Below are 23,462 nucleotides of genomic sequence, written 5' to 3'. Positions count from 1 at the left end.
TGGAGCCGCCTCGATTCCCTGCGCCCAGTCAGCCGGAACGAGGTCAGCGCATCTTGCAGGCGGGGTCTGAACGATGCGCGGGGTTTCCGCACACCCCAGCAATGACAGCAGCGCGAATAGCGGCAGGATCTTCCGCATGGTCAAGGTTCTCCTGGGTTTCGGCCACAGCCGCATCGATGTCTTCGTTGGTGACGCGGTTGGTTTCGATCTTGGCGACGGCATCCTGCGCGGCGTCCGCGATGGCCTCGCCGGAGGTTGTGGTCTGCTTCGCCTGTTCTGCCGTCTGCTTGTCGCGATCGCCTGAGCACTGGCTGAGCGATGCCGCGACGATGATCACGAAGACAACCGCCGCGAGCAGATAGGCCGCCTTGGGTAGCGACTTGAGCCAAGCGAAGATCATGGCTTCCCTCCGAGGTTGACGTCGCCGTTCTGTGTCGTCGCATCGGCGGTGCGAGGGCGGAAGGTGCCCAGCACACCGACAAGGCCGGTGGTCAACCCGCCGAAGCCGAGGGCCTCTGCATACTTTCCGTTGTAGGCCAGCCAGGCCGCGATCGTCGCGAGGTAGCAGATGGCGAACAGCAGGGCGCCGAATGCGATCAGCGAGTGGCGGGCATCGCTCACGACACGTAAAGCTCGCGCTCGGCAGCCCGACGGCGCTTCAGGCCTTCCAGGGGTTTGCCGTCATTGTTGATCCAGCGGCCGAACTGGGCGGCAGCGCCGGCGTAGTCACCGGCCTTGTGCAGCTTGCCCAGCGTTGAGGAAGCGATCGCTCCGGTGTTGTAGTGGAACGAGACGAGCGCATCGAACTGGTTCTGCGTGGTCGGCGTGCCGCCGATGGCCTTGGACACCTCGGCCTCGAACTTCTCGAGGTCGCGGGCGAACAGCCGATCGGCCTTCGCCTTGTCCCACACGGCACCAAGGGGGATCGGGCCGCCGTTTTCGTCCCTGGTCGTGCCCCAACCGTTCGTGATCGGTAGGCCGTTCTTCGAGCCGGGATCCTTGTAGCTGGTCAGCTTCAGGCTCTCGAATGAATGGATGAGGTCGATGCCTTTCTGGCTCGTCTTCATGGCGGCTTTCTCCTTGGGCACGCCGAGCCGGTCCAGCGTGTCGTCCATGATGGTCACGTCATCCGCGCCCAGCTTGCCGCCGAGGGCACTGCGCAGGGCATCGAAGATGGGTTTGCGAGGGTCGGTCATGTCAGGCTCCGAAAGGCAGGCGCCAAGCGATCCAGACGAGCGTCCAGAGCAGGTACATGGCGAGAGCTAGTTGAATGCGGCCGGTGACGTGGATTACCGCCGTCTTGGAGGCGAGCCACATGGTCCAGCCAATCCAGAGCAGGTACAGGACCGTTCCGCCGCGATAGTCGATCTGGGCGAACAGCAGCGCGCCGAAGATCACTACCGCGCCGGCGCCGTGGAACCAGAGCGCGAAGGCCAGCCAGAACGACCGGTTGCTCCACCAGTGACCGGGCCCGGCCGCTTCCTTGCGGACGATGGGCCACAGGCCGAAGCACATGATCAGCGAGGCAATCGCAAGGGCACCGAAGAGCCAGGACGTGGGGAGGCTCATCATGGCCGGCCTCCATCGGAAACGCGGCGGAAGGCTTCGAGCGCGTCCACGCGCCGTCGGATGCTGGCTTGCTCGGCGCGGAGTTCTTCCACGGCCTCCGCCACGGTCGCGACGCGCTCGTCGTGCCTTGGTTGAAGGAACAGCTTTCGCAGCCAAGTGAGCCAGTCCATGGGGCTTATCCCTCCCGACGCTCGATGGTCTCCTTCACCACTTGCGCGGTATCCTTTTGAGCCAACGCGGCCTTTAGGAGCTGAAGGGACATCTGCTCGATGATCCGATCCTTGTTCACATTGGAACGAAAGAGCAGGCCGATCACCGCCACAAACGGGCCATAGTTGACCGCCAGATCCCCAATTTCTTTCAATTCCTGCACTACGTGCCCCCACGTTGGCTCTCCATTGGGCGGAGCGGCCCATGCGAATAAGCTCCGCTCGCCCGCTGCCGGACGATGCGAGGCAGGCCGAGGAGCATCTGCGCCGCGACCATAGAGATGTTCAGCCAGTAGCTTTCCGGTGTCGCGCCGCCCCGGAGCCACGCGAAGATCACGCACGCAGCCGTCGGCGGAATCAGCGCGGCAATCACTCGGTCGGACCAGTCAACCGCACCGCGCCGCCAGAACCATGCTAACAGAAGCAGATCGCAGGCGAGGAATAGGACGATGCTATCGCTGCCGGCCAGCCACCAGTGCAGTTCCTGGGCGCCCCAGAAGAGGCAGACCAGCATGCCGGATACGCGGACGGTGCCCACCATGCGCTGCTGCGCCGCATTCAGCACGAGGCTGGCGGCGCAGAGGCAGAGCAGGAGGGCGACCGCCCAGTGCATCACTTTTTCGGCGGCGGCGGGCCGTTACCGGTCCCACCCGACTGCGGGGTGACGACGGGCTCGGTCGGCGCCGGAGTGGGTGCGGGCTTCGGCTGCTTGTCGCAGGAAGGTGCGCGCTTGGTCATGCCTCGCCCTCGATTTCGGTAAGAGCCTGCACCCGCGCCACTTCGCCCTCGAAGTAGTTGGTCACGTTTCGCATGGTGGTGACGACGGCCGATGCCTGGCTGAACGGTGTGCCCAGCGAATTATCGGACGCGATCTGCGGGAGAAGGGCGGTGATGTCGTCGGCCAGGGTGGCGGCCTTGCCTGCCTTCAGGGCGGCGAGGATTGCCTTCAGGCCTTCGAGGTTGGCGAGGGCGATCTGGCGGTCCAGCTCGTTGCGCTGGGCGAGCAATTCGGCGGCGGTGGGCATGTCAGGCTCCTTCGGGCGGGACGGTCATGGGAACGGGAGCGGCAACCGGAGCGTCGTCCGTCTCAACGCCGTCCAGTTCCTCTAGCGTGTCCGCGATGTTGATCGGCATCACCCCGCCGAGGAGGTTCACGAACAGGCGGGATTTGCATCCCGGAATCGCCTCGTCCTTCACCTCTCGGCGCCCGGTGATGAGTGAGCGCGAAAAGAACATGCGCCCCTCATTGTAAGGCGCGCCGAAGATGGGCGAGCCGCTATCCGTCGTCGCGATGATAGTGCCCTCGATATGGCGCACCTCGATCGGGTTCACGATCGCCATGCTATCGATGACGTTTTTCTTCACGAACCCGTACTGGTCCGAAAGCTGATCCAGCTGCTGGCCGAAGCCCATGTCGTAAGCCACAGCGCTGGCACTTTCGCCTCCACAGGGCTTGATGACCGCGATGATGCATCCGGCGGGGATCTCAAGCCGCTCACCGGCGGCCGTCTTCAGGTGCAGCATGAAAACTCCTTCCGCCCGAGCATGCCGGGGGAAGGGCGGTCAGATTACCGCCGTCAGCCCATTACTAACGGAAGATGTAAGAAATCGGCTCTGACTTTTCGGACCAGATTCCCTATATGTTCAAAAAAGAAGTGAGGGGCAAATGATCAAATTTTTCCTGGTTATCGCTGTTTACCATTCGTACGGTGGCAACGCTGTCGTTCACCATGTGGAGCGGTTTGACGACCGCCAGGCCTGTGTCTCCGCAGGCAAGCAACAGGTCGAGGAAGCCAAGCAGAAATTCCCCGACGCAGATTACACCTGCTATCGCCGCAAGGTCCGCGCCCCGGATTGATCGCTACAGGTCGGTCACGTCAACGATAATCCACGACGTGAGGTCACTGTTGTAAGGGCTGGGCGACGGCGGCGTGTTTCCGACGTTTCCGATCCAAACGTGCTCGGTCTCCCAACCGATGTTGATCCCCGCGGCGATGGCCTTGCACAGCGAGTATTCCCACCGGAGAGCAACCGTCGAAGCGCCGGCGTTGGTGAACCGTGAGGCCAACCGCGCGGGCGTGTAGCCGTACTTCCTGCCAGCAGGGTAGGAGAAATCCGTGCCGCCATTCAGAGGCATAGCGAACGGGTATATCTGATCCGTGACGCGGAAGGGTGGGATGCGGGTGTCGTACACCACTTCGTTTGTCGACCTGTTGCGGATCCGTTGCCCCCAACCAGGCGCTAGATTGCCCTTGGCATCATCGAAAAGCCACCACTCGATCGCGCTTGAAGCCGTTCGGTCCCGATAGAGAAAGAACTGGTAGGCACCGCCGCCCTGATCGGCCGTGATGAAATAGGACAGATTGGTGCAACGAATGACCAGCACCGGATTGGAAAGCCCGGTAAAGCTCAAGGTCTTGTACGCAAGCGGGTAGTCGTAGCCGCCCCCACTAGGCCCGAGCTGGTCAGGGATCGCGGATCCCTTCTGAACCATCTGCATGTTCTTGTACTGGCCGTCGATCTGCAAAATGTTCGCAGCGTTACGGTAGCGGGTGCCTTCCTCCGCCATCAGTACAGGCCGTACCTATGGAGGCGATTGCCCCTGTAGGTCACGGGGATAGTGTTCCAATCCCACGAGAAAGTCCCTGTTGCCGAGTTGAACGTGACGATCGCCCCGTTCAGCGTCCCGAGCGGCAGGCACCACGCCGTGCCTCCGATCAACCGCGCATCCGTGAAGGTGCCAGTGTTGGCCGACGTGACGGTGAAGGTGCCGACGATCCTGGTAATACGGTCATTCGGACCCAAGACAACCGCCCCAGCGCCGTTCCGAAACCTTCCACCGTTTGGCATCAGTTGAGCCAGCCAATTTCCACGACACGCACGCCACCGCTCAAAATGTACTGCGTGGTTCGGTTGCTGCTGTCGATGTCGATATAAAATCCGTCACTTCCCGCTCCGCCTGGCGGAATTACGCGGAAGCGATCGGCGCGAATGGTGAAGTCTCCGACCGTCCCGTTGTTGTTCGTCTCCCATCCGGTGACGCGGCCATTCACGTCAAGCGTCAGCGCGGCGCGCCCGTAGAGCGTCGTCACGTTGTTGTTGATCGTCGTGATAGCCGTCTGCTGCTGGGTGATCGTTACGCCCTGGGTGCTGACGGTGGTAGAGAGGGAGGCGACGTTCGTGTTGAGCGTCGAGATGGACTCGTAGGAAACCCGGATCGCCGCTTCCGACGAATAGGGTGTCCAAGGCGCAAAAGGCTCGAACTTTATAAGGCGGATAGCGGCGTGCGTCAGGCCGGAGACGCCGTTCCATTGGAACTGAACGAGCGCGTTTACCGCATTGGCGGGAGCCGTTCCCGACACGGCATTGGCCGCACGGTTTATATTCTGGTTATCGAAATTGTGCCCGCCCCTAACTGGCGAGAGCGTAACTCGCGATATTTCGGTGCCTCCGCTATTCAGCCATATCAAGTGCAGAACCATAGATCCGGCCGAGGCGAGGAACTGAGTGTCGGCCGAAACCGTGTAGACGGTGCCAACGTCCACCGGGACCGCAGGGCTGTTGACGAAAAAGCTGGACGCGTTTGATGTGACGGTGAGGTACTTGCCGACTGTATTGGAGAAACCGAGCGAAAGGCTTCCGCCGCTAGTCCATCCGACCGTACCGTTATCAAACCCGCCGTTTGGCATAAGGTTTTGCGATCCAGACGCAACTCGAGTCGTTAGGGTCGCTAGATTGGTATTGATCGTCGTGATTGCGGTTTGTTGGGTGGATATGGTTGAGCCTTGAGTGGATACCGTAGTGCTCAAATTAGAATATTGCGTATTGAGCGTAGAAACGGCGGTCGCAGTTGTCTCGATAGAAACCCTGTCTGTTCCGCTCGAATAGCGCTGAGGCGTTGTAGCCTCGGGCACTGTCTCTATTATCTGAGGCCGAAGGAACCAAGCCCAACTATCGGTTGTGCCGGAGTTGGTGGCCAACTTCCTCATGTAAACGCGGCCTCTAGCCGTTCCTGAAGGGGCAGATCCCGTCTTGAAGCCAACCCTTCCCCATCCAGATAGCATTTCGCCGCCGTTAATCGCAGGCTGATTTACGGCTGCTCCACCGCTACCCAAGTCAGATCCGGCCGAGTTGAGGAACAAGACGTAGTATGACGTCAGGCACCTATGGGACGCGTACCAAGTTGAGAATTCGTAGAGTTTTCCAGCCTCTGCGGGGAAGTCTTGCAGGTATTCAGCATAACCTGTTGAGAGGTTGTTGGATTGATTTATTGTTGCTGCATTCGTTCCCTGAACTTGATATGTCGCGCCAGCCCCATTAATACCAAACGTAATTATACCGGCTTGGCCAACATTTGCCTGGGTCCATCCATTAAGACTACCTGCGAATTCTGTATTAGTTAAAATATTACCACCGCCCGCTGTTACGCGGGTTTTTAGTGTCGCGATGTCTCCGGCCTGCGTGCTACTTGCGGTTTGTAGGTTGGTGATCGCAGATCCTTGCGAGGACACCGTGCTGGAAAGGCTCGATACCGTTCCCTGCAGCGTCGTGATCGCTGTGGCATTCGTACTTATCAAGCCGCCCTGCGTGGAAACCGTGGTCTGCAGGGTCGAAACCTGGCCATTAGCGGTATTGATCGCGCTGAAGGATTGGGTGACGGATGCCTCTGAGGAGTATGGAGTCCAAGTCGTCCCGCGCTCGATTTTAACCTGACGAACATCCAAGACCACCGGAGAAGTTCCGACCGTCCCGGCATTTGTGGCCACCACGATCAGTCGCACGAAAACCGCCCCAGAGGGGGCTGTCCCCGTTACCGCGTTAGCCGGCCTGTTCACTGCGTTGTTGAAGCCGTGGGTTGCTCTTAGCGACCCAAGCGATGTACCTATTTCCGCATCGCTGGCGTTTCGCCAGCTAAGATAGGTACGGAAATATCCGCCTGTCGGCGTTCCGTTTCCAGCACCGGCCCCCAAATACTGACTGTCGCAAGATGCTGTATACGGCTCTCCAACTATGATCGAAATCTTATCGGAGTAGATGGCTGTATTGGCCGCGGTGCTGTTGACGCGGAGATATGGGCCGAGGGAGGTGGATTGGGCCGTTACGGTTGCCGATCCCGTCCAGCCCGCCGTTCCGTTATCGGGCAAGCCATTGGATAGCAGGTTGCCATTGCCAGCGGTGACGCGAGTTGTGAGCGTCGATACCGTTCCCTGCAGCGTCGTGATCGCTGTGGCATTCGATGAAATCAGGCCGCCTTGCGAAGAGACGGTAGTTTGCAGCGTGGCAATCGATCCGGTGTTGGAAGTGACGGCCTGCTGCAGTGTCGTGATCGCTGAACCCTGCGACGATACCGTGTTCGATACGGTCTGGATGCTAGTGGCATTCGCGATGATATCCGCCTGCGCCGCAGTGATCGCCGCGCCCTGCTGGGTGATCGTCTGGCCCTGCGCGATGATGTCTTGTTGCGCAGCTTCGACTGAGGTCTTGGCAGCGTCTGCATCTGCCTGGGCTGCCGCCGCCGCAGCTTGTGCTGCCGCGATATTGGCCTCGGCCTGCTCAATGTCCTCGTCGAGCTGGGCAAGCGCCTCGTCCTGATCCTGAAGCTGGTTCTCGATCGTCGTGATCTTGCCGAGGCCGGTGATCACCTGCTCGAAGATCGTGGTATCGCCGTCGATCGTGCCTACCCGATAGCTGATCCGCACGTCGTAGGCGGTCTGGCTTTCCAGCGGGGCGATGACGTGGCGAACCGTGTCCACTGCCGACAGGATGGCCGAGTTCGTCCAACCGGCGTCAGGCGTCTCGCCAGCGGTATGCAGCCGGTAGTCGATCACGATGGCGTCAGCGGACGGCATCTCACTATCGCCCGCCACCAGCAGCGCAGGGAAGCCCTCGCCTGAGGTGGTGCCCGACACGGTCCATTCGGTCTGGACGGGCGCGGGCGGCTTCAGGTCCGGCGCAGTGGGCGACCAGGGGGCGGGTGGCGTGGTCGTCTCGCCCAGTGCGAAGGCGTGCTTGGCGAAGGTCTCGGTTTCGACGGTGAACGTCACCTTGCCCGTCGCCGGATTGATCCCGCGCTGCTTGATCAGCACAGGCTGATTGTCCAAACCTTCCTCTGGGACGTTGAGGTTGACCACGTCGCCCGTTTGCAGGCCGATGAACTCGGGCCCGACGGTGATTGCCCAAGGACCGGCCTCGCGGCTGTTGACGATCTCGTAGGCCGCAAGCTGGCCGGGCTGCTTCGCTTCTGCGCCGGAGAACACCTGCACCAGCGGGAAGTCGATTTCCTTGGTGCGCTGGCCCTTGTCGGCGGTGACGTAATCCGGAACCGTCACGGCGGTGCCGCTGATCACCGACCAGTCGCTGTCCTCATCGACATAGCGGGGAATGACGGTGTTGAAGCGGTCGCGGCGGCTCTTGGTGGCTGCGATGGACAGGTTGTCGTGCAGGTGCCGGCTCTCGATCGTCGCGATCGCCGTGCGCGGCATGGAGACAAGGCAGCCGATCATGGCGGCGGTCTGCGTGGGCACGGCGCCACCAGCCTGAAGGATGCGCTTCAGCGTGTCCCACTTGCTGTCCGTGGTCCACTCGACGCCGCCGACCTTCCAGGCGTTGGCATCGCAGACGTTCGCACATTCGACGAACTCGGCCACGCGGATGTTCGCGACCGGTGCGCCGATGCCGCAGGTGCGCTTGCCGTTCTGCCAGCGGCCGAGTGCCCAGGTGAGAGCATGGAGGCCGGGATTGTCCGACCATACGTAAGTCGATTCCTGAAGCGCGCGGCAAGAGCCGGAACCGCCGGGATAGGTGCTGTCGAGGCGCGGGTCGTAGACCTTGACCCACTTGCCGATCCAAGCGGGCTCGGGCGCGCCGGCGCCGTACATCTCGCCCTGCTTGTTGTAGCGCAGGCACCACATGGCATGAGTGATGCCGGACAGCTTGTGCTGCGAGGTCCAGCCCGGCGCGGTACCGCCGCCCAGCGAGAGGGCGAGGGCGCTGGCCATGGGGGCGCCGCCGAGGTGGATCTTTTGGCCCTGGTAGTCGTGATAGGTGCCGATCGCGTTCCCGCTGGCATCGAAGGTCACCACCTCGTTATCGGCGGTGAACTTCTCGATGCTGTCGATCTGGCCGCCGATGCTGAGCAAGGCCCCGAACCAGAGCAGGTCGTTGAACTTGGTGTAACCGGGCCGGGTGTTGGTGTTGGCGTAGATCCGCAGGCCGGACATGCGGGTTCGGCCCATGGCGTAAGGAAGACCGCTCTGGGGGTTCGTCTGGAAGCTGGTGGCGCTCCCCTGGTTTGAGACACCAGGTGCGACGGCGGCGGTCACCGCAGACAGGACGCCAGCGGCAAGACCGCCGTAAGCTCCTATCGCTCCCAGCGTGGCCGCAGACGCCACGCCCGCAATGCCTCCGGCTGTGACACCGGCTACTGCCGGAGCGGCGGCGCCGGCGGTTGCTGCCACCAGAGCTACAGCGGCGACGACCATTCCTGCGGTGCGGAGGGCCTTCATGACAAAACGCTCCATGCGCGTAGGATAGATTTGGGGCTCGGCTTCAAGGTCACGAGGCCGGGGTGGTCTTCGTGGAAGCAGAACACGTTGCCGTTGGTAGAGTAGATGCCGATGGCTCCGATCGGGTGCTCGGCAGCAATCTCGACAAGATCCCCGATCAGCATCCGCGCTGGAGTGATCGGAAGAAGGCCGAGCCCGTCGGCCATCTCTGCGAGGGTCGAGTACCCCATGCGCTTCAGCGCGCAGGCCGCGCCGCGCAGGGTAGTATAGCGTCCAGCCTTGCTGATCGCGATCTTGTAGCCGAGTTGCTTGAGGTGGAAGGCGGCGACACGGGCGCAGTCGACCTTGCCCCATTCGAAAGGCTGGCTACGGAACTTGGCCATGGTCGCCTCGATCGCGGCGTGCCGGCGTTCGAGCAAGGTCATGCGACGGACTTCCAGATTTTGCGTGATCGGATTTTCGTGATTACCGAGCGGCAGACGCCAAACTGTCGGGCGAGCGACGGCCCGCTTTGCTGTGAAGACCGGATGCGCCTTACATCATGGATTGTGAGTTTTGCCCCGGGGTGGTCTTCGCCGCGGCGCATGGTGCCGTGCTTGTCTCTATCGGCGGTATTCTCCGCTGGGGTAGCCCACCGGAGGTTGGACTCGTCGCAGTTAGTTCGGACGCCATCGTTATGGGCCGCCTCGTGGCCCTCCGGCGCCGGGCCATGAAAAGCCTCGCAGACAAGCCGGTGCACTTCGAAGTTCTTGCGAACCCTGTCCACGCACATATTCCCCTGGAGGTAGCCGTCCTTATTCAGGCAAACGACAAGTTCACGCCCCGCCATCCGCATGGTGAAGTCGGTGCCATTGCGGCGACGTGCCTGGCGTGTCCGAGAAATGGACCTTACACGCCCGCGAGATGATACCTCGTAGTAGCCTTCGTAGCCGAGGACAGGCCGCCATTCTTCGGGTTTGCTCATGAGTTGGACGCCTTCGCAGAACTTGCGGCGACCCAAGCTGATCCGTTGGTCTTGGCGGTGGCCGCGCTCTTTACCGGCTTCACGCCCCAGTACAGGTTGACGTCGGTGCCGGTCATGAACTCAAGGCCAAGCTCGCCGGGCCAGATGGACTGGTGCCACCCGTTGGACGCCCGCTGGCCTTCTTCCACCTCGAACAGGCGCTCGAAGACGCTGACGATCGTGAACTCGACCGTTCGGGCGCCGGACTGGTCAACCTCGATCTTCGGCACGTCGATCTCGCCCAGGAACACGGTTTCCGGCTGTCCGAGCACCATTCCCGTAATAGGATCGACGGCGCCGACCATCAGCCGGGCCACGCTGCCCTGCATCGCCGGGTTGGCGAGCGCTGCGGTCGCCGGAAGGTCGGGCGGCATCAGGGTCACGCTGATCTCGGGCGCGCTGTCGCCGATCTCTTCGTTCAGGTCGGAGATTGTGGCTATCGTCCCGAATGTCTCATCCCGTCCGACGTAGGTTTCCCCGTCGATGATCAGGCTGGCGGACCCATCGAGAAGGCGGATCGTGTAGTTGGGCAGCTCGATCCGCAGGGCGCCGAAGAGGGTGACGACGGGCTGCGATAGCGCAGTCTTGAGGGCCGGATCCATTACGCGGCCTCCATCACGGAAAAAGCGAAGGCGCGGGCGTTGTCCAAGCCGATCTGCCAGGAGAGTTCATCGCCCGGCAGCACCAGACCCTCGATCATAGGCTGGGCGATCTCGACGACGTCGTTGGTCGAAAGGGGCGTGCGGAGCATCGGGAAAATCGAGGCGGTGAGGTTGCCTCCCGCGCTGGCGGTCCCGGCGGCGGTGAACATGTAGACGTAGCGTCGGCCGGAATGGATGATGCTGAAGAACTGACCCTCCTTGGCCTGGTAGCCAGCAGTCAGGCCCTTGAGCGGGATCGACGTTCCGCTTGCGACGTTAGCGCTCACCAGCGGCGCGCCGGGCGTGCCGGGGTCGAAATCAAGCAGCGGCCAAGGCAGGATGACGGTCGAGAGGCGTCCTTGAAGCAGCCGCGACAGGTAGACCATCCCGCCGTCCTCGATGTCGAGTGGAGGCATCTCTAGCTTGAGCCCGAAGCGGGTTCCGACGCGGTTGATGCGTTGCTCAGGGCCGCCCAGGAAAGGTGTCAGCACCGTCCCGAAGTCGCGCAGCAGGACCGTGTAGTCGGTGGGCATGGGGCAGGTGGGAAGGGAGATCGGCATTGCGCCTGAAAGGGTGCGCGATTGGGTGCTTTACCGTTACCGCCGTCAGCGGCCGGGGATGCGCCTGCGGGCCTGCCGCGCTACGTCCGTGCCGGCATCGGTGCGGGCCTGGACGGCGGCGGCCATGCCGATCGGCTGCGCGACCGCTGCGGCGCCTTGCTTCACGCGCGCATCGAAGTAGTCGTTGGCCTCTACCTGGACGACGACGGTCTGCTGGATTGGCCGGGCCGCGACGCCGGCCGCGGTCACGCCCGCCATCGATGCGGCTGCCCGAGCGCTCGACATCGCTGCAAGGTTATCAACACCGATCCGCTTGACCGCGTCGGCAGGGACCACGAACTCACCCTTATGGACGATCCCCGCCGGCTGATTGACGGGACCATCGCCGGTGTAGCCTCCCGAAGCAAAGCCGAAGCCGGGAATCTTCACCGACCCGGCGGCGCTGGCGATCGATCCGTAATCGACGCCGCTGAGCGAGGGAGCGCCGCCTCCGAGGCCGAAGAGGGAAAATATCCCGCCTCCGCCCTTTCCGATCAGGGTTTGCTGAACCGCAAGCTTGATAAGATCCTGGATGATGCCATTGATCACGTCTCCGGCAACGCCGCCCAGTTTCACGTAATCTGCCGTGGCTTGGCCGAGGCCATCGCTCAGCCGATCGAGCGCGCTCAGTTCAATGTTCTCTGCTGCGTCGGCCATATTTGCGGCGGTCTCACGGACCTCTCGCCGGCGCTGCTCCAACGGTGACTCATACTCGCGATTGGCTCGCTCGACCTCGAAGCCTTTAAGGCTTGCAAGCATGTTGAGCCGAGCCTGCGCGATCTGCTTCTGTGCCTCTGTGGCCGTTTGGCTGGCGAGAACACCTTCAAGTTCCGCGCGCTCCTGATCATATGCGAGATCCAGAAGCCGCAATTCTATCGCCCGGCGTTCCTGTCTGGTGTTGGTAAGCTCAGCTTGCGCTCGCAGAAGGTCAGCATCGTTCCTAGATGAAGCTTGAGCAACATCGAGGGCGTCGCGGCGCCGGTTCTCTTGCGCGATTTGCTGGACACGCTGACGCTGGAGGTCCGCAATCTGATTGACCGCAGCGGCGCGATCGGAAAGCTCCTGGGCGCTCAGGCGGCCAAGATCATGTTGGGTCTGGTACTCCGCGATCCGCTGTGCTTTCTCGCTTTCGATCTGCTGGAGATTGAATTTCAGGACGTCGTCAGTAGCAACCGAGAGCGCGGCCTTCGCGGCATTGATGTCGTCCTGAAGGGAGGATGCGTCTCGCTGCTTGGAGGCATCGTCGCGAATCGCGCGCAAGCGCTCCTGCTCGGCTTTGCGGGCCGCGGCCTCGGCCTTCCGTTGCGCCGCCTTCTGCTCCGAAGCCGATGGACCCGGCGTGTATTTTGCAGGCGGCGTGTTCCGGATGGGGTTGCCCGAGCGATCGAAATACCGGCTGATAAGATCGTTCGCGGCCCGCTCGCCCATTTCACCGCGGAGGCGCCGATCCGCGGCGGCTTGCCCTTCGCGATACCGCCCCTCGAAATTCGTCCGGCCGCTTTCCTGCCCCCACAGACGCTTATTGATCCACTGCTCGACCCTGGATTCCCCACCGGAAAGGGCTCCGGTGACATTGTCGAGGTCCCGCAGTTCTCGGCCCGGGTCAAAGCTGACGTCCCCGATCCCCTCTTTCATGTAGGCGAAGAACCGCTGCGCCGCACTCATGACGGGATTGAAGGCGTCGGCTAGGCCCTCAATGGAGGCGCGCACGGCGACGCCCATCTCAACGGCGTCGTCCTCCAGCTGTTTGAACCCGTCGCTGCCGTCGGTGATGAAGTTGGCAAGCGCTGTAGAGAACTGCCCGCCGCGATCAAACGCGCCGAAGGTGATGATCGCAGCGTTGTATACCTGCGTCATGGCGTCATCGAAAGTGACTGGTAGCTCTCGGAACTCGGCGTCAATGCCCGCGGTGAACTTGGTGTTCGTGAGAGCATTGAGCAGCTTGTCGGAGGTCAGCTTGCCTTCCTCGCCCAGCTGTTTGATCGCGCCGATCGGGACGCCCATGCTCTCTGTGAGCAGGCGGGCGAGGCGAGGCGATGCCTCCAAGATGCTGTTCAGCTCGTCACCGCGCAAGGCGCCGGCCGCTAGTGCTTGGCCGAATTGCAGCGTGGCTGAGGCTGCCTCATTCGCGCCCGCACCGCTGATCTTCAGGGTCTTCGCGAATGTCTCTGTGGCCCTCGCCGCGTCATCCTGATCGGCCCCGAGTTCCTTCGATGCGCGCGAAAAATTCCCATAGAGGGCAGCCGTTTCTTCCAAGCCCGAGCGAGTGTTCGCAGCGATCCGCCGTACGTCCTCCTGCGCCTGGGCGAATGATCCGAACCCGGTCGTCGCCAACCGAAGCTGTGCGTCCAAGGTTTTCGCCGTATCAGCGATGTCGAGAAAGGCGCGCGCCATGGCGGCTGCCGACACGCCGGCGAATGCCCCACCCAGAACGCTCAGGCTCCGCTCAAGTGCGACCGCCCCGCGGGAGACTGTCGAAAAGCTTTGGTCGGCTGCCCTGGCGTACCGGTTAAGTTCGCTGATCGCGCGATTGTTGTCGACGAACAGGCGGAGCGTGACGGGATCGATTTCAGCCATGGCGGTAACGCTAAGGCTTGCCCGAGAGGCAGATTACCGCCTACGTCTGTCGGCTTGCGAAGGAGAGATTCGTGAAGACCTGCCCTTACTGCCGGATGCGTATCAGCCCGAAGGCGGTAAAGTGCCCGTTCTGCCAGACAGAGTTCAGCTCGGAAGAGGTCTCAGACGGCAAGCGCGAAAACCGGAAGCGCACGGAGCGTTATCTTTTCCTGATCCTGATCGCAGCGGGTGTCGGGATTTGGTGGCTGAGCCAGCCCGGCAACGTCGAGAGCTTGGCCAACTACAGCGCAAACCATGACGCCGGGGCATCGGCACACTAGGCGTCCTTCCGGTGGGCCTCGACGAAACGACGGAGCCGTTCAGGATCGCCGGGCTGCTTCGCCTCTGAGCCTGGCGCCGCATGGGCTTCATTGTGGGCCTCCAGCGCTTCCAGGTACTCGCCCAGCGAGAGGTCTTTATAATCCAGGCCGATCCCGCCGCAATTGGCTATCACTTGTCCGCGTCGGAAGGGCTCTGGCTTGCCGGTTCGCTTCGGGCCTGATCCTTTTTTTTTAGATCAATTCCCTTGATGGTTGCGTTCATCACATCCCAGGCAAGGATGGCGCAGCTTTCGAAGCTGGCCTGAACTTGTTCGTTGACGAGCCGGTTCGCAAGCTTGCCATCGACCTCGAAGCTTTCGCCATCGCGCTCACCCGAGTTCCCGGCCTTCAGCGCCTGTTCGAGGATGTTGTGGAGGTCACCGGCAAAGATCCGGGAGCCCGGCAGGCGGACGAGATTGCCTTCGCCGTCGACGCCTATGCCGGCCGATAGTTCATCGTAAATCTGGAACATCGAGACAGGATATTCCCGCACCCGCAGGTGCGGAGAAAGCGGGCCTTTCTCCACTGCGAGAACGGCCGAAAGCGGCAGGTAAAAGGTGAACCTGCCGCCCGCGAAATCCCGCTCGATTGCCGTGTCCATCAGGCGGCAGCGGTCCAGGTGAGGGCGCCTTCACCTTCCAGCGTGATTTCCGCCGTGCCCGCGCTGTCCTGCGAATAGGACTGGTTGCGCGTGGTCATGAGGGCAGTGCCGCCATAGGTGCCCATGAGGTCGCCGCCGTCGGTGCCGTCGTCGCGATAGAGTTCGATCGCGTAGGTCTTGCGGACACCGAACGCGTCGGTCATCTCGGTTTCGAGGTCGATATTGTCCGAGCCGGTGCCGCTGATCGACCAGGACGAGCCAGTGACGCGCAGCTTTCGACCGCCGGGGCGGTTGGGCTTGGCGCAGTCGCGGCGATAGGTTTCGTTGGTCTGGGCGGTGCGGTTGATGGTCACGCCTTCGATGCCGCAGAGCAGGGCGAGTACGACCGGCGGGCCGGCGGCGGTCTGAATCTTGATGAGGGCGAAATCTGCGCTATTCGGCTCGGACACGGGCAATCTCCAGCATGGTTTGCTGGAGCGTAGGGCGGCTCAATCCCCCGAATTACCGCCGTCGCCCTTGCCTTGGCGCTCTATGAAGGCCGTCCGCTCGCGCATCTGCCTGCGCCTGAAATCCGCTTCGAACTCGGAGGGGCTCATGGTGCTGGCTTCGAGCGCGAGCATGGAGAAGTTGTTCGCAGCGGAGGCGCTGACCCGCCGCAGATTCTCAACCGCTACCTGGACCTCGTCGCTCGTGATGACGCCCTTGCGGATGAGGATCTTGGCGATCTCTTTCATCACGAGATAGTCGACGTCCTTCATCGGGCCGGCATATCAGCCCGCGAAGGCTCGCGCCACCACCGATGCGATGCCGTGCCATGCATCGGCCTCGGCGCCGTCCCGCATCAGCCGCGAGGATTGCACCTGAAAGCGGTACCGGCGGCCGGCCACCTCGAAGGCGTGGTTGTGGAGCGCTTCCACGACGGCGGTGTTGATCTCCCCGGCGTGGTCGCGCGCCGTCTTGGTCATGGCCCCGGCGCCGTTGTAAATCGGCTTGGCGAAGCTGTGCAGCTGAAAGGAGACCTCGGCTCGGGCAGTGCAGCCGCGCCCTTGCGGTAGAGACTGCGTTCCTTCGAGCCGCACGAACGGCCATGTGGGAGCTTCGGCGACGGGATCGATCGATGCCTTCGCAACGATCTGGGCAAGCGGTGCATCTGCCTTCAGCGATATGATGGCCGCGCGTTCCGTGGCGCGCAGCAGGTCATTCGCCATCGGCCCTGGCCTTCCTCGGCGCCGTCTTGAGCGCGCCGGCTTTCCTGGCGGCCGTGGCGACATCGTTGGTCACCTCGATCTCGCCAGGAGGGTAGACGGCCTCGCGCAGGTCATCCAGCTTGTGGCGGTACTCGCGGGCGAAAGTGACGGTCTGCATTATGCGTCTCCTGATTTGCTGGATTTGACGGCCTTGTCGACGGCGCGGCGAACGAGCTGCTCGACCTCGCGGCGCTTCGCGTCCCGAGCGGGCTGCATGTACGGGCGCGATTCCATCCGGGAGGTGCCGAACTCCAGCGCGGCGGCGTAAGGCGCGTTGCTGCTCACTTCGACCACCAGCGGCGCCACCTGGTTCGTCTCGATCGCGCCCGCCAGCGTGCCGGTGTCGTTGTTGGGTGCCTCGCCGGGAGACGACGGCTTGTGCTGCTTGCCCGATACCGCCCCGGCGGTGATCGAAATCTGAGCCTCTACCTGGATCAGCTCGCCCGCCGCGAACAGGGCCTTGCCCACCTCACGCACCATGGCTTGACCGGTTAGCTTCTTGAGCCGGCCCGCGTGCGCCTTCGCGCCGATGATGCGAGACTTAGCCATCAGGCCTTGCGCCCCGTGCCAACCCATCCGGCCGCGACCGGATCGCGCTCCAGGGAGGAGACGGACCAGATACCGGCGAACGGTCCTTCCGTGATCTCGATCCGCGCCTCGGTGCCAAGAGAGCCGGTCAGCGTGGCGGCGAGGACGATGAAGCGGACATCCGTATCGACGTAACCCTCGGCTTCCCGCATCGCTTGGGTGGCAACATCGATCTGGACGCTGCACGCGCGGTGGGTGACGCCGCCGGGCGTGATGATCGATCCGCCGTCGTCATAGACCGGATCGGTTTGCTCGATGGTCCGCGCGGGGTGGTAAGGGCCGCCCAGCACCTGCGAGAACGCGAGGCCGATATCGGCAAAGGCCTGGTCTATCATGGCGTCCCCACGAAACCGATCAGGCGCGGGCCGCCGAACAGCCGGCGCTGGATCTCTTGAAACTGCTGACCCCACGTCGTGGCGCCGTAACCGCCCTTCGCGCGCTGGGCGACCACGCTATCCGACAGGGTCGCGCTGAAAGTGCCGCTCTTGAAACTGGTCGCGCCGGTCGCCGCAAGGGTTCCGGTTCCCGCTGGCAGGCCGATGCCATTGATCGCCAACAGATGGGCCGTCAGCAATTCGGTCGCGTCCTGCTGCTCATCGCCATAGCTCTCGCCCACCCGGCGCTCTGCCTTGGTGGCCCAGGCGTCGTAGGGTTCTTCTGTGAGGGTCGAGAAGGCGGGGAACTGTGCCTTGAACTGGTCGAGGGTGAGGCGGGTATAGCCCATGGTCAGCTCCCAGGCAGCGCGAGGACGTCGAATTGAACGCCCGCCGGTGCGACGGTGAACGGGATCAGTCCGAGGCCCAGCAGGGTCTGCGTGCGGAAGCACTTTATCGTGGCGCCGGTGGTCGTGACGGTGCCGGTCACCGGGTAGCAGGTCGGCACCTGCGTCTCGGCGGCGGTGACATAGGGCGTTACCACCAGCTTCGGGACGGCGGCCATGGCGGGCCAGGTGACCGCAGCCGTGCCGGCGCTGCCCGTCGTGCCGGTGACGGTGCGGGATATGCGAGGCTGCACTGCATCCCCACGGCGATAGGTGTTCGTCGATCCTGCTGCGCCTCCGACCATCTCCATGCCCGGCACGGACGACGCAGGGACGGGGATCGCAGCCTGCGCGGCGGCGGCAGCCGCAGCAGCACTTTCGGCGGCGGCCTGCGCGGCCTGCACCTCTGATTTCGTCGCGGTGTTGGCGGTGCTGGCCGGCGGCGCGATTACGACCTGGGCGAGCGCCGGGACGGGGGCTGCCAGCAGCGCGGCGAGAATCGCAGCCCGGATCATTGCGACACCAGCGCGAACGTAGCGCCCGCCGTCGAGGACGTGACGCTGATCTGATCGGTAAGGACAAGGCCCTGGAATGAGCCGCAGTTGAAGGCACCGCCGGGCCCGACCGGGATCGACGCGGCAGCACTGGCCGAGCCAGGCGCACCGAGGAAGACGAGCAAGGTGGCGCTGGCGCTGGTGTTGAACAAGCCGCAGCCCTTGCGCGCCGGGTTGGCAGCGAGAGCGCTCTGGAAGGTGTTCGCGGTGGTCACGCTTCCGCTGGTGGGCGTGCTGGTAGACCGGATCGGGGCGATGTTCGTGACGCCTACGCCGTCCTGAAGCTGGCCAGCGGCATTGCGGAAGCTCTCGGCGACCGGCTGCCCGAGCGCGGGCGAGGCAGCGAGCAAGGCGGCAAGGGCGATGAGCAAGCGCATAGGTGTCTCCTTTCTCAGGGCAATGGCCATCATGGCACCTCGAAGGTCTGGATCTGACCGACCTTGATCGTGAGGGAATCGCCCGCGGCGAGGGCCGGGCCGAACAGCGCGCCGATGCTCACCGCGACGGTGCTGCCGCCGGTGGCGCCCAGGACATAGGAGCTGGTTTCGACCCAGAGTTCCTGAGCAATCGAGCCGTCGAACTTCGGGGTGGCGGCCCACGCGGCCCCGGGCGCGGCAATGACGGTCGTCGGATCATCACCGGTCTGCGGGATGAGAGCGAAGGCCCGCGCCTGCGATGGGTCACCCTGGCCGGTGGCGCTGCCGAGGCCGATCACGAGGCCATAGGGCACGGCGCTGGCAGGAATCAGCACCTTGCAGCGCAGGCCTACCTTCTTCCCGGCGGGGACCGCGATGTTGGCCGTCTTGGAGAACGTCAGCTGTCCACCATTGGCGCCGGTGCCGGTCGCGGCGCTGATCGTCGCAACCTGGTACGTCTCGCCGTTGATGGTTTCGGTGGAGCCCACGACCGTCGCCGAGGCGGCAGCCTGCGTCAGATCCCAGCCATCTACTACAGTTCCGGTTGCGTTGGTCTTGGTGCCGCCGGTGCCGGACAGGGCGCCGATCAGGCTTTCGGCCGGGCGGGCCGGGTAAGGGTGCGGCTTGGTGATTTTGCGGAGCGCTGCCAGCGCCGGGCCGATTCCGCCGCGCTGCGCGCCGATCGCGCTGTAGTGGGTGCCCACGCCGCGTGCGACCCAGGCGAAGGGATTGCCATCGGCGGACGCGGGATCGGTGTAGGCGGACACGTAGTCCACGACGACGATATCCTTATTGGCCGCCTCGTAGGTCTTGAGCCAGGCGTTGTAGGCGTCCAGAGCCGTGCGGCCCGCGCCGCCCACCGCCCACACGCCGCCCTGCGATGTGTCTTTCTTCCAGAGGTTCGAAAGCAGGATGTACTTCGCGCCGCCCGCGCGCAGGAGCGCGACGTCGCGCTGGGTCCAGGCGATCAGGTCCGCAGCGGTCGCGGCATTGTTCTGGACGTCGTTGCGGCCTACCTCGTACCAGGCGACCCAGTTGGGAACGCCGGACATGCGCGCGTTCAGCGCGGCGATCTGGGCGGCGTAGCTGTCCTGCGTCGCGCCGTAGATAGCTTGGTTGTCGCCGTCGTAAAACGGGGTCGTGGTCTTCGCCATGGTGCGGAAGTCTGCGCGGCGGTCGGCCATGAGTGCCCAGACCAGCGGGCCGGACGAGAGGTTGCCGGCGCGCCAAGGGGTGGCGGTGGCGCCGTAGTTGTTCTGGGCGATCGTGCTGGGGCCGATCAGGCCGATCCGGGGGAAGTCGATCGTGTCGCGGCCCACAGGTGTCGAAGTGGTCGAACCCAGGTCGTCCTCGACGAAGAGGGAATAGGTCAGCGATCCGTCGGGCTGAACGTCAGGGGCAATGCGGTAGCCCCTTAGGATACGCCCGCTGGTGACTTGGTTTTGCGCCTGGCTCGCAAGCTCCACCTTGGTCGCGCCGGTGATCTCGATGCGGCTATCGCGATAGCCTAAGCCGACGCCGGGCTCCCACTCGCGGAGGACAATGGTCGAGAGCTGATAAGGAAGCGCTTGGTTTCGAGCGATGCCGTTGATGACGCCAAATCCGGGCGAACCGCCGTCGATCACTTCGACCTTTCCGGTGGTCAGCCCGTTGATCTTGGCGCGAAAGGGGCGGCCGACGATGCCGCTGGTGACCGAGAGGGTGAGGGCGTTCAGGGCCATCGGAAGTCCTTATGAAAAGGGCCGCCGCACCGAAGTGAAGCGGCCCGAATTCTGCCAGGTGGCAATGGTCAGGCTTGCGCCTTTTCCTCGCGCGCCAGTTCGATCGCAGACTTGATGTCTTCGTTCGTGGCGTTGTCCTCGATCGTTACGCCTTCAGCTTTGGCGATATCGAGCAGCTCGGCCTTGCTCTTGCCCGCAAGTCCCGACGGCCTCTTGCCCCCGCCGACCTGGGCCTCCAGTTCAGCGATGCGGGCGCGGAGAGCAATCACCTCGTCCGCATCCTTTTCGGCCTGATCAGACGGCTTGCCGAAGTCGGGAAGCTTGCCTTTGACTTCGAGGCCGCTGATGTCGAGCGTCTGGCCCGGTTCCACCCAGACGGTTGAGCCATCCTTGAGGTTGATACCGCGAGCACCTGCGGTGTGGTTGGTCACTTCCTTCGTCATGTCGCGGTTCCTCAGAGGTTGTCGCGGTAGCTCATCGTCTTGGGACGATAGAGCTCGAACTGGCCGACGTTCATCACGCCATCTACGCGCCAGGTCATCGACGACGTGGCGAACAGCGGCAGGAACTCGAACATGCCGGGGAGGAAGAACTCCATGTTGTCGGGGCTCTTCTCGTAGGCGATCATGCGCGCAGTGCTGCTGGCACCGGCGGTTTCGAGTTCGCGGCTCGGCGCGATGTTGAGCGGGCGCTTCGAAATGGCCGTGAAGCTGTTGTTCTGCGCGAGGTAGCTCAGCACCGACGTCTGCGTGTTGGTGATGCGAGCGTTGTTGATGAACAGGAACTTCGAGGTCGGAAGCAGCAGCGAGTCGGCAAGGGCAGTTTCCTTGCTGTTCACGTAGACGTCCTGAAGCGCCGCGTTCACGTCGGCCAGCATCTGATCCGGGGTGGCCGTGGCCCAACCGCCGGTCGGGGCATTCGCCGTCGGTACCGCCGCCTGGTTGATCATGCCGGTGAAGTTCTTCTCGGACGAACCACGGATCACGCGATCGTAGACGAACTTGTCGGCGATCATGCGCGCAGCCGACGCCTTGCGCTCTGCCAGGTTGGAGCCGCCCTCGGTGATACCAGGGTTGGCTGCAACCATGCGGGCAAAGCGCTCCACTTCACGCTGCGACAGCTCGTAGCCGACGCCTGCGAGGTGGAAGGGCGTGATGCCCTGCGAGAAGTTGATCGACGCGTTGGGGATGTCGAACGCCTTGCCGCCGAGGTATTCAGCCTTACCGGCGACGTCGCCCGAATAGACCAGCGTGCCGACGTCCCACATGTCGCCGTCGGTGTTGACGGGAACGATGCCGGCATAGTCGAAGCTGGGATACTTCTGGGGAAGCATCCGATGGGTGCGATAAAGGGCCGGCTGAGCGAAACCGACAACCTGCTGGGCGTCAGCGAGATTGACCGCCGCAGGAAGACCCATGGTCCGCGCCGCGTCGCCCAGGTGAATGATGTTCTGTGCGTACATTGAGGTTGCCCCTTACTGCTCGAAGACGCGCAGGCGAGCGATGCCGCCGCTGGCTGCGGTGGTATCGAAGCGTGCCGGAATCGAGGTGTTGCTGGTTGCGACGTTGGTGAAGGCGCCGGCGCTGGTGACGTAGGCCTGATCGCCCTGAGCCACTGCCGCTCCGACAGTGATCAGGATTACCCCCGTCTTCAGGAGACTGGCGGTGGCATACTGCGGGAACACGTCCGGGGTGCCGGTGAGACCGGGGACCACGCCGATATCGGCGATGGTAACACCCATGAACTTGTTGGCAGCCGGGGTCGCAGTGACACCATGGTCACCTGCGCCACGGAAGGCCGCCTTGCCGAACGCGATGCCAGCGGCGTCTTCGATGGTGCGGCTGATGCGGTTCTGAGTTTCACCATTCGCCAGCATGCCAGGGAAGCCCTGCGCATAATCGGTCAGATAGGTGTCTTGCACGGTGATCGCCATGATCAGTCTCCTTACGCGGCGGTGTCAGCGGGCTGGCGCCACGCATCGGAAAGGGCAGCGCGCCGCTTGGCGCGGTCGGCCTGGTATTCGGAGGCAGCGTCACCGAGGACGACCGGCGATCCGATCGGCTGAACAACCTGCTGCGCCGGCTTCGCGTCCTTGGTGAAGGCGACAAATGCGCCCTCGATCGCAGCATCGGCCATGTCCTTGGCGGCGTCGCCGAGCTTGGCGGTCACGGCTTCCTTGCGGATCTCCGCGTCGGTCTTGCCGTCGGTGACGATGTTCGGAGCGATGGCCTTGGCCTTGCCGATCACGTCGGCGCGGGCATCGGCCAGCGCCTGGAGCTTGGCGGGGGTGACCTCCGCGTCTGCGAGCTTGGCATTCAGGGCAGCGATCTCGCCGTCCTTGGCCTGGATGGAGGTGGTGGCGTTGGCGAGGTCGGCGGTCAGGGTGCCGATCTTCGCGTCCTTTGCCGAGAGTGCGGCATCGACTGCAACCTTCACGGCCTCGCCGTTGGTCGCATCGACTTCGGCGTCGCCGATCTTGATCTTCATCGTTTTCTTCTCCGGTGGTGAAGGTCGTTCGTCGCTGATCTTGAGTTCCGGGCCGCCTCTTGCGGCAGGCACGGCAGCGATGTGATTGATGCGGATATCCCGCTGCACAGCGTCGTAGGCTTCACCGCTCGGCGTCACGCCGGGGGTCCAATCGAGCGTGCAGGTGTAACCCATGGAGAGCTGCTTGTGGGTCGTGCGGACGGTCTCAACAGCGGCCGCATCGCGCACAATGACAGGGACGCGCACGAACTCGCCGTCGCGGACGATGTCGCCGTTGACTTCGCCTACGCCGTGCTGCTTCCAATTGGCGGCATCGACCATTTCGGCGGGGTGATTGATGGTGAAGACTGCCGCCGCGAAAGACGCCATGCTATCGCGGCTGAAAACTTCGTCTTCAGGCCGGTAGGCGCGAACGACCGAGCCCTTGAAGTTTTCAGGGGCTCCGGCTTCATCAGGAAGATAGGTCTGGATGCCGACGCGAGCGCCCCGGACTTCGGCAACAAGGCTGCCGTCCGCGCAAATGCGGGCGGTCGTTGCGGCGTCAAGGGTATCGCAGAGTTGCACCATGCCTCGCACGGTATTCGCGCGCGAGGCGTAGCTTTACCGCCATCGCCGGTTTACATAGC

At 63.4% G+C, this 23,462-nt stretch carries 33 protein-coding genes; 2 read left to right on the top strand and 31 right to left on the bottom strand.

The window, feature by feature from the left end; all coding sequences use genetic code 11:
- Positions 1-43 precede the first annotated feature (43 nt).
- The 9 genes from ACI3K3_RS06650 to ACI3K3_RS06610 all read right to left on the bottom strand — a co-directional run bounded on the left by ACI3K3_RS06650 (position 44) and on the right by ACI3K3_RS06610 (position 3,302).
- Positions 44-400 carry a hypothetical protein gene (locus tag ACI3K3_RS06650; RefSeq protein ID WP_404912826.1) on the bottom strand — a complete coding sequence of 119 codons (357 nt, stop codon included), beginning with the start codon at positions 398-400 and terminating at the stop codon, positions 44-46.
- A complete protein-coding gene (locus tag ACI3K3_RS06645; RefSeq protein ID WP_404912825.1) occupies positions 397-621 on the bottom strand; it encodes a hypothetical protein in 225 nt (74 codons plus the stop codon). Before ACI3K3_RS06645 ends, ACI3K3_RS06650 begins: the two co-directional genes overlap by 4 nt.
- Complete coding sequence (locus ACI3K3_RS06640; protein ID WP_404912824.1) at positions 618-1,196, bottom strand: lysozyme; 579 nt, start codon at positions 1,194-1,196, stop codon at positions 618-620. Before ACI3K3_RS06640 ends, ACI3K3_RS06645 begins: the two co-directional genes overlap by 4 nt.
- A 1-nt stretch (position 1,197) precedes the next feature.
- Positions 1,198-1,572 carry a hypothetical protein gene (locus ACI3K3_RS06635; protein WP_404912823.1) on the bottom strand — a complete coding sequence of 125 codons (375 nt, stop codon included), beginning with the start codon at positions 1,570-1,572 and terminating at the stop codon, positions 1,198-1,200.
- Positions 1,569-1,739 carry a hypothetical protein gene (locus tag ACI3K3_RS06630; protein ID WP_404912822.1) on the bottom strand — a complete coding sequence of 57 codons (171 nt, stop codon included), beginning with the start codon at positions 1,737-1,739 and terminating at the stop codon, positions 1,569-1,571. The genes ACI3K3_RS06635 and ACI3K3_RS06630 overlap by 4 nt, the downstream gene beginning before the upstream one ends.
- Positions 1,740-1,744: 5 nt before the next feature.
- A complete protein-coding gene (locus ACI3K3_RS06625; RefSeq protein WP_404912821.1) occupies positions 1,745-1,942 on the bottom strand; it encodes a hypothetical protein in 198 nt (65 codons plus the stop codon).
- Positions 1,942-2,391, bottom strand: a complete 450-nt coding sequence (locus tag ACI3K3_RS06620; RefSeq protein WP_404912820.1) for a hypothetical protein — start codon at positions 2,389-2,391, stop codon at positions 1,942-1,944. The genes ACI3K3_RS06625 and ACI3K3_RS06620 overlap by 1 nt, the downstream gene beginning before the upstream one ends.
- Positions 2,392-2,512: 121 nt before the next feature.
- Entirely contained in the window at positions 2,513-2,803 is a 291-nt protein-coding gene (locus ACI3K3_RS06615) for a hypothetical protein (RefSeq protein ID WP_404912819.1), read from the bottom strand.
- A gap of 1 nt (position 2,804) precedes the next feature.
- Positions 2,805-3,302 (bottom strand): hypothetical protein, encoded by a 498-nt coding sequence (locus ACI3K3_RS06610; protein WP_404912818.1) that lies wholly within the window; start codon positions 3,300-3,302, stop codon positions 2,805-2,807.
- 142 nt (positions 3,303-3,444) lie between these two features.
- On the opposite strand from ACI3K3_RS06610, the gene ACI3K3_RS06605 reads away from it, so the two are divergent.
- On the top strand, positions 3,445-3,636 hold the full coding sequence (locus ACI3K3_RS06605; protein ID WP_404912817.1) for a hypothetical protein: 192 nt from the start codon (positions 3,445-3,447) through the stop codon (positions 3,634-3,636).
- A 3-nt stretch (positions 3,637-3,639) separates the two neighbouring features.
- Here ACI3K3_RS06605 and ACI3K3_RS06600 read toward each other — a convergent pair whose 3' ends face one another.
- The 7 genes from ACI3K3_RS06600 to ACI3K3_RS06570 form a co-directional block, all read right to left on the bottom strand.
- Complete coding sequence (locus ACI3K3_RS06600) at positions 3,640-4,347, bottom strand: hypothetical protein (RefSeq protein WP_404912816.1); 708 nt, start codon at positions 4,345-4,347, stop codon at positions 3,640-3,642.
- Positions 4,348-4,627: 280 nt separating this feature from the next.
- Positions 4,628-9,298 (bottom strand): hypothetical protein, encoded by a 4,671-nt coding sequence (locus ACI3K3_RS06595; RefSeq protein WP_404912815.1) that lies wholly within the window; start codon positions 9,296-9,298, stop codon positions 4,628-4,630.
- The gene (locus ACI3K3_RS06590; RefSeq protein ID WP_404912814.1) at positions 9,280-9,708 is read right to left on the bottom strand and encodes a DUF6950 family protein; all 429 of its coding nucleotides are present in this window, start codon (positions 9,706-9,708) and stop codon (positions 9,280-9,282) included. Before ACI3K3_RS06590 ends, ACI3K3_RS06595 begins: the two co-directional genes overlap by 19 nt.
- On the bottom strand, positions 9,705-10,247 hold the full coding sequence (locus ACI3K3_RS06585; protein WP_404912813.1) for an NUMOD4 domain-containing protein: 543 nt from the start codon (positions 10,245-10,247) through the stop codon (positions 9,705-9,707). The genes ACI3K3_RS06590 and ACI3K3_RS06585 overlap by 4 nt, the downstream gene beginning before the upstream one ends.
- Positions 10,244-10,888 carry a hypothetical protein gene (locus ACI3K3_RS06580; RefSeq protein WP_404912812.1) on the bottom strand — a complete coding sequence of 215 codons (645 nt, stop codon included), beginning with the start codon at positions 10,886-10,888 and terminating at the stop codon, positions 10,244-10,246. The genes ACI3K3_RS06585 and ACI3K3_RS06580 overlap by 4 nt, the downstream gene beginning before the upstream one ends.
- Entirely contained in the window at positions 10,888-11,487 is a 600-nt protein-coding gene (locus ACI3K3_RS06575) for a hypothetical protein (protein WP_404912811.1), read from the bottom strand. Before ACI3K3_RS06575 ends, ACI3K3_RS06580 begins: the two co-directional genes overlap by 1 nt.
- Positions 11,488-11,532: 45 nt before the next feature.
- Positions 11,533-14,103, bottom strand: a complete 2,571-nt coding sequence (locus ACI3K3_RS06570) for a tape measure protein (RefSeq protein WP_404912810.1) — start codon at positions 14,101-14,103, stop codon at positions 11,533-11,535.
- Between the two features lie 71 nt (positions 14,104-14,174).
- Here ACI3K3_RS06570 and ACI3K3_RS06565 point away from each other — a divergent pair, with 71 nt between their 5' ends.
- Positions 14,175-14,423: a hypothetical protein gene (locus tag ACI3K3_RS06565; protein ID WP_404912809.1), complete on the top strand. Its 249-nt coding sequence runs from the start codon at positions 14,175-14,177 to the stop codon at positions 14,421-14,423.
- Between the two features lie 169 nt (positions 14,424-14,592).
- On the opposite strand, the gene ACI3K3_RS06560 is transcribed toward ACI3K3_RS06565, so the two are convergent.
- The 15 genes from ACI3K3_RS06560 to ACI3K3_RS06490 all read right to left on the bottom strand — a co-directional run bounded on the left by ACI3K3_RS06560 (position 14,593) and on the right by ACI3K3_RS06490 (position 23,403).
- Positions 14,593-15,063 carry a hypothetical protein gene (locus ACI3K3_RS06560; RefSeq protein ID WP_404912808.1) on the bottom strand — a complete coding sequence of 157 codons (471 nt, stop codon included), beginning with the start codon at positions 15,061-15,063 and terminating at the stop codon, positions 14,593-14,595.
- Positions 15,063-15,512 (bottom strand): phage tail tube protein, encoded by a 450-nt coding sequence (locus ACI3K3_RS06555; protein WP_404912807.1) that lies wholly within the window; start codon positions 15,510-15,512, stop codon positions 15,063-15,065. Before ACI3K3_RS06555 ends, ACI3K3_RS06560 begins: the two co-directional genes overlap by 1 nt.
- 39 nt (positions 15,513-15,551) lie before the next feature.
- The gene (locus tag ACI3K3_RS06550; RefSeq protein ID WP_404912806.1) at positions 15,552-15,821 is read right to left on the bottom strand and encodes a hypothetical protein; all 270 of its coding nucleotides are present in this window, start codon (positions 15,819-15,821) and stop codon (positions 15,552-15,554) included.
- A gap of 12 nt (positions 15,822-15,833) precedes the next feature.
- Positions 15,834-16,271, bottom strand: coding sequence for a DUF3168 domain-containing protein (locus ACI3K3_RS06545; RefSeq protein ID WP_404912805.1), 438 nt, complete (start codon positions 16,269-16,271; stop codon positions 15,834-15,836).
- Positions 16,261-16,428, bottom strand: a complete 168-nt coding sequence (locus ACI3K3_RS06540) for a hypothetical protein (protein ID WP_404912804.1) — start codon at positions 16,426-16,428, stop codon at positions 16,261-16,263. The genes ACI3K3_RS06545 and ACI3K3_RS06540 overlap by 11 nt, the downstream gene beginning before the upstream one ends.
- Positions 16,428-16,859 (bottom strand): HK97-gp10 family putative phage morphogenesis protein, encoded by a 432-nt coding sequence (locus tag ACI3K3_RS06535; RefSeq protein ID WP_404912803.1) that lies wholly within the window; start codon positions 16,857-16,859, stop codon positions 16,428-16,430. Before ACI3K3_RS06535 ends, ACI3K3_RS06540 begins: the two co-directional genes overlap by 1 nt.
- Positions 16,859-17,233, bottom strand: a complete 375-nt coding sequence (locus tag ACI3K3_RS06530; RefSeq protein WP_404912802.1) for a hypothetical protein — start codon at positions 17,231-17,233, stop codon at positions 16,859-16,861. Before ACI3K3_RS06530 ends, ACI3K3_RS06535 begins: the two co-directional genes overlap by 1 nt.
- Positions 17,230-17,622, bottom strand: coding sequence for a DUF4054 domain-containing protein (locus ACI3K3_RS06525; protein ID WP_404912801.1), 393 nt, complete (start codon positions 17,620-17,622; stop codon positions 17,230-17,232). The genes ACI3K3_RS06530 and ACI3K3_RS06525 overlap by 4 nt, the downstream gene beginning before the upstream one ends.
- Positions 17,623-17,624: 2 nt before the next feature.
- Positions 17,625-18,173 carry a hypothetical protein gene (locus ACI3K3_RS06520; protein WP_404912800.1) on the bottom strand — a complete coding sequence of 183 codons (549 nt, stop codon included), beginning with the start codon at positions 18,171-18,173 and terminating at the stop codon, positions 17,625-17,627.
- Positions 18,170-18,589 carry a hypothetical protein gene (locus ACI3K3_RS06515; RefSeq protein WP_404912799.1) on the bottom strand — a complete coding sequence of 140 codons (420 nt, stop codon included), beginning with the start codon at positions 18,587-18,589 and terminating at the stop codon, positions 18,170-18,172. Before ACI3K3_RS06515 ends, ACI3K3_RS06520 begins: the two co-directional genes overlap by 4 nt.
- A gap of 29 nt (positions 18,590-18,618) precedes the next feature.
- A complete protein-coding gene (locus ACI3K3_RS06510) occupies positions 18,619-20,349 on the bottom strand; it encodes a hypothetical protein (protein WP_404912798.1) in 1,731 nt (576 codons plus the stop codon).
- Positions 20,350-20,417: 68 nt separating this feature from the next.
- The gene (locus ACI3K3_RS06505) at positions 20,418-20,792 is read right to left on the bottom strand and encodes a hypothetical protein (protein WP_404912797.1); all 375 of its coding nucleotides are present in this window, start codon (positions 20,790-20,792) and stop codon (positions 20,418-20,420) included.
- An 11-nt stretch (positions 20,793-20,803) separates the two neighbouring features.
- Positions 20,804-21,811 (bottom strand): DUF2184 domain-containing protein, encoded by a 1,008-nt coding sequence (locus ACI3K3_RS06500; protein ID WP_404912796.1) that lies wholly within the window; start codon positions 21,809-21,811, stop codon positions 20,804-20,806.
- A gap of 12 nt (positions 21,812-21,823) precedes the next feature.
- Positions 21,824-22,282 (bottom strand): hypothetical protein, encoded by a 459-nt coding sequence (locus ACI3K3_RS06495; protein WP_404912795.1) that lies wholly within the window; start codon positions 22,280-22,282, stop codon positions 21,824-21,826.
- A gap of 11 nt (positions 22,283-22,293) precedes the next feature.
- Complete coding sequence (locus ACI3K3_RS06490; RefSeq protein WP_404912794.1) at positions 22,294-23,403, bottom strand: DUF2213 domain-containing protein; 1,110 nt, start codon at positions 23,401-23,403, stop codon at positions 22,294-22,296.
- Positions 23,404-23,462: the final 59 nt, after the last annotated feature.

This window comes from Novosphingobium sp. ZW T3_23, from assembly GCF_044987305.1.
Lineage (GTDB): Bacteria > Pseudomonadota > Alphaproteobacteria > Sphingomonadales > Sphingomonadaceae > Novosphingobium.
This window is presented reverse-complemented; position numbering and strand designations above follow the sequence as displayed.

What these genes read in the sequence shown, in the direction of transcription:
- ACI3K3_RS06650 (WP_404912826.1), bottom strand. Translation starts at nt 400, where the DNA reads ATGATCTTCGCTTGGCTCAAGTCGCTACCCAAGGCGGCCTATCTGCTC.
- ACI3K3_RS06640 (WP_404912824.1), bottom strand. Translation starts at nt 1,196, where the DNA reads ATGACCGACCCTCGCAAACCCATCTTCGATGCCCTGCGCAGTGCCCTC.
- ACI3K3_RS06635 (WP_404912823.1), bottom strand. Translation starts at nt 1,572, where the DNA reads ATGATGAGCCTCCCCACGTCCTGGCTCTTCGGTGCCCTTGCGATTGCC.
- ACI3K3_RS06630 (WP_404912822.1), bottom strand. Translation starts at nt 1,739, where the DNA reads ATGGACTGGCTCACTTGGCTGCGAAAGCTGTTCCTTCAACCAAGGCAC.
- ACI3K3_RS06620 (WP_404912820.1), bottom strand. Translation starts at nt 2,391, where the DNA reads ATGCACTGGGCGGTCGCCCTCCTGCTCTGCCTCTGCGCCGCCAGCCTC.
- ACI3K3_RS06615 (WP_404912819.1), bottom strand. Translation starts at nt 2,803, where the DNA reads ATGCCCACCGCCGCCGAATTGCTCGCCCAGCGCAACGAGCTGGACCGC.
- ACI3K3_RS06610 (WP_404912818.1), bottom strand. Translation starts at nt 3,302, where the DNA reads ATGCTGCACCTGAAGACGGCCGCCGGTGAGCGGCTTGAGATCCCCGCC.
- ACI3K3_RS06605 (WP_404912817.1), top strand. Translation starts at nt 3,445, where the DNA reads ATGATCAAATTTTTCCTGGTTATCGCTGTTTACCATTCGTACGGTGGC.
- ACI3K3_RS06600 (WP_404912816.1), bottom strand. Translation starts at nt 4,347, where the DNA reads ATGGCGGAGGAAGGCACCCGCTACCGTAACGCTGCGAACATTTTGCAG.
- ACI3K3_RS06595 (WP_404912815.1), bottom strand. Translation starts at nt 9,298, where the DNA reads ATGGAGCGTTTTGTCATGAAGGCCCTCCGCACCGCAGGAATGGTCGTC.
- ACI3K3_RS06590 (WP_404912814.1), bottom strand. Translation starts at nt 9,708, where the DNA reads ATGACCTTGCTCGAACGCCGGCACGCCGCGATCGAGGCGACCATGGCC.
- ACI3K3_RS06585 (WP_404912813.1), bottom strand. Translation starts at nt 10,247, where the DNA reads ATGAGCAAACCCGAAGAATGGCGGCCTGTCCTCGGCTACGAAGGCTAC.
- ACI3K3_RS06580 (WP_404912812.1), bottom strand. Translation starts at nt 10,888, where the DNA reads ATGGATCCGGCCCTCAAGACTGCGCTATCGCAGCCCGTCGTCACCCTC.
- ACI3K3_RS06575 (WP_404912811.1), bottom strand. Translation starts at nt 11,487, where the DNA reads ATGCCGATCTCCCTTCCCACCTGCCCCATGCCCACCGACTACACGGTC.
- ACI3K3_RS06570 (WP_404912810.1), bottom strand. Translation starts at nt 14,103, where the DNA reads ATGGCTGAAATCGATCCCGTCACGCTCCGCCTGTTCGTCGACAACAAT.
- ACI3K3_RS06560 (WP_404912808.1), bottom strand. Translation starts at nt 15,063, where the DNA reads ATGGACACGGCAATCGAGCGGGATTTCGCGGGCGGCAGGTTCACCTTT.
- ACI3K3_RS06550 (WP_404912806.1), bottom strand. Translation starts at nt 15,821, where the DNA reads ATGAAGGACGTCGACTATCTCGTGATGAAAGAGATCGCCAAGATCCTC.
- ACI3K3_RS06545 (WP_404912805.1), bottom strand. Translation starts at nt 16,271, where the DNA reads ATGGCGAATGACCTGCTGCGCGCCACGGAACGCGCGGCCATCATATCG.
- ACI3K3_RS06540 (WP_404912804.1), bottom strand. Translation starts at nt 16,428, where the DNA reads ATGCAGACCGTCACTTTCGCCCGCGAGTACCGCCACAAGCTGGATGAC.
- ACI3K3_RS06535 (WP_404912803.1), bottom strand. Translation starts at nt 16,859, where the DNA reads ATGGCTAAGTCTCGCATCATCGGCGCGAAGGCGCACGCGGGCCGGCTC.
- ACI3K3_RS06530 (WP_404912802.1), bottom strand. Translation starts at nt 17,233, where the DNA reads ATGATAGACCAGGCCTTTGCCGATATCGGCCTCGCGTTCTCGCAGGTG.
- ACI3K3_RS06525 (WP_404912801.1), bottom strand. Translation starts at nt 17,622, where the DNA reads ATGGGCTATACCCGCCTCACCCTCGACCAGTTCAAGGCACAGTTCCCC.
- ACI3K3_RS06520 (WP_404912800.1), bottom strand. Translation starts at nt 18,173, where the DNA reads ATGATCCGGGCTGCGATTCTCGCCGCGCTGCTGGCAGCCCCCGTCCCG.
- ACI3K3_RS06515 (WP_404912799.1), bottom strand. Translation starts at nt 18,589, where the DNA reads ATGCGCTTGCTCATCGCCCTTGCCGCCTTGCTCGCTGCCTCGCCCGCG.
- ACI3K3_RS06510 (WP_404912798.1), bottom strand. Translation starts at nt 20,349, where the DNA reads ATGGCCCTGAACGCCCTCACCCTCTCGGTCACCAGCGGCATCGTCGGC.
- ACI3K3_RS06505 (WP_404912797.1), bottom strand. Translation starts at nt 20,792, where the DNA reads ATGACGAAGGAAGTGACCAACCACACCGCAGGTGCTCGCGGTATCAAC.
- ACI3K3_RS06500 (WP_404912796.1), bottom strand. Translation starts at nt 21,811, where the DNA reads ATGTACGCACAGAACATCATTCACCTGGGCGACGCGGCGCGGACCATG.
- ACI3K3_RS06495 (WP_404912795.1), bottom strand. Translation starts at nt 22,282, where the DNA reads ATGGCGATCACCGTGCAAGACACCTATCTGACCGATTATGCGCAGGGC.
- ACI3K3_RS06490 (WP_404912794.1), bottom strand. Translation starts at nt 23,403, where the DNA reads ATGGTGCAACTCTGCGATACCCTTGACGCCGCAACGACCGCCCGCATT.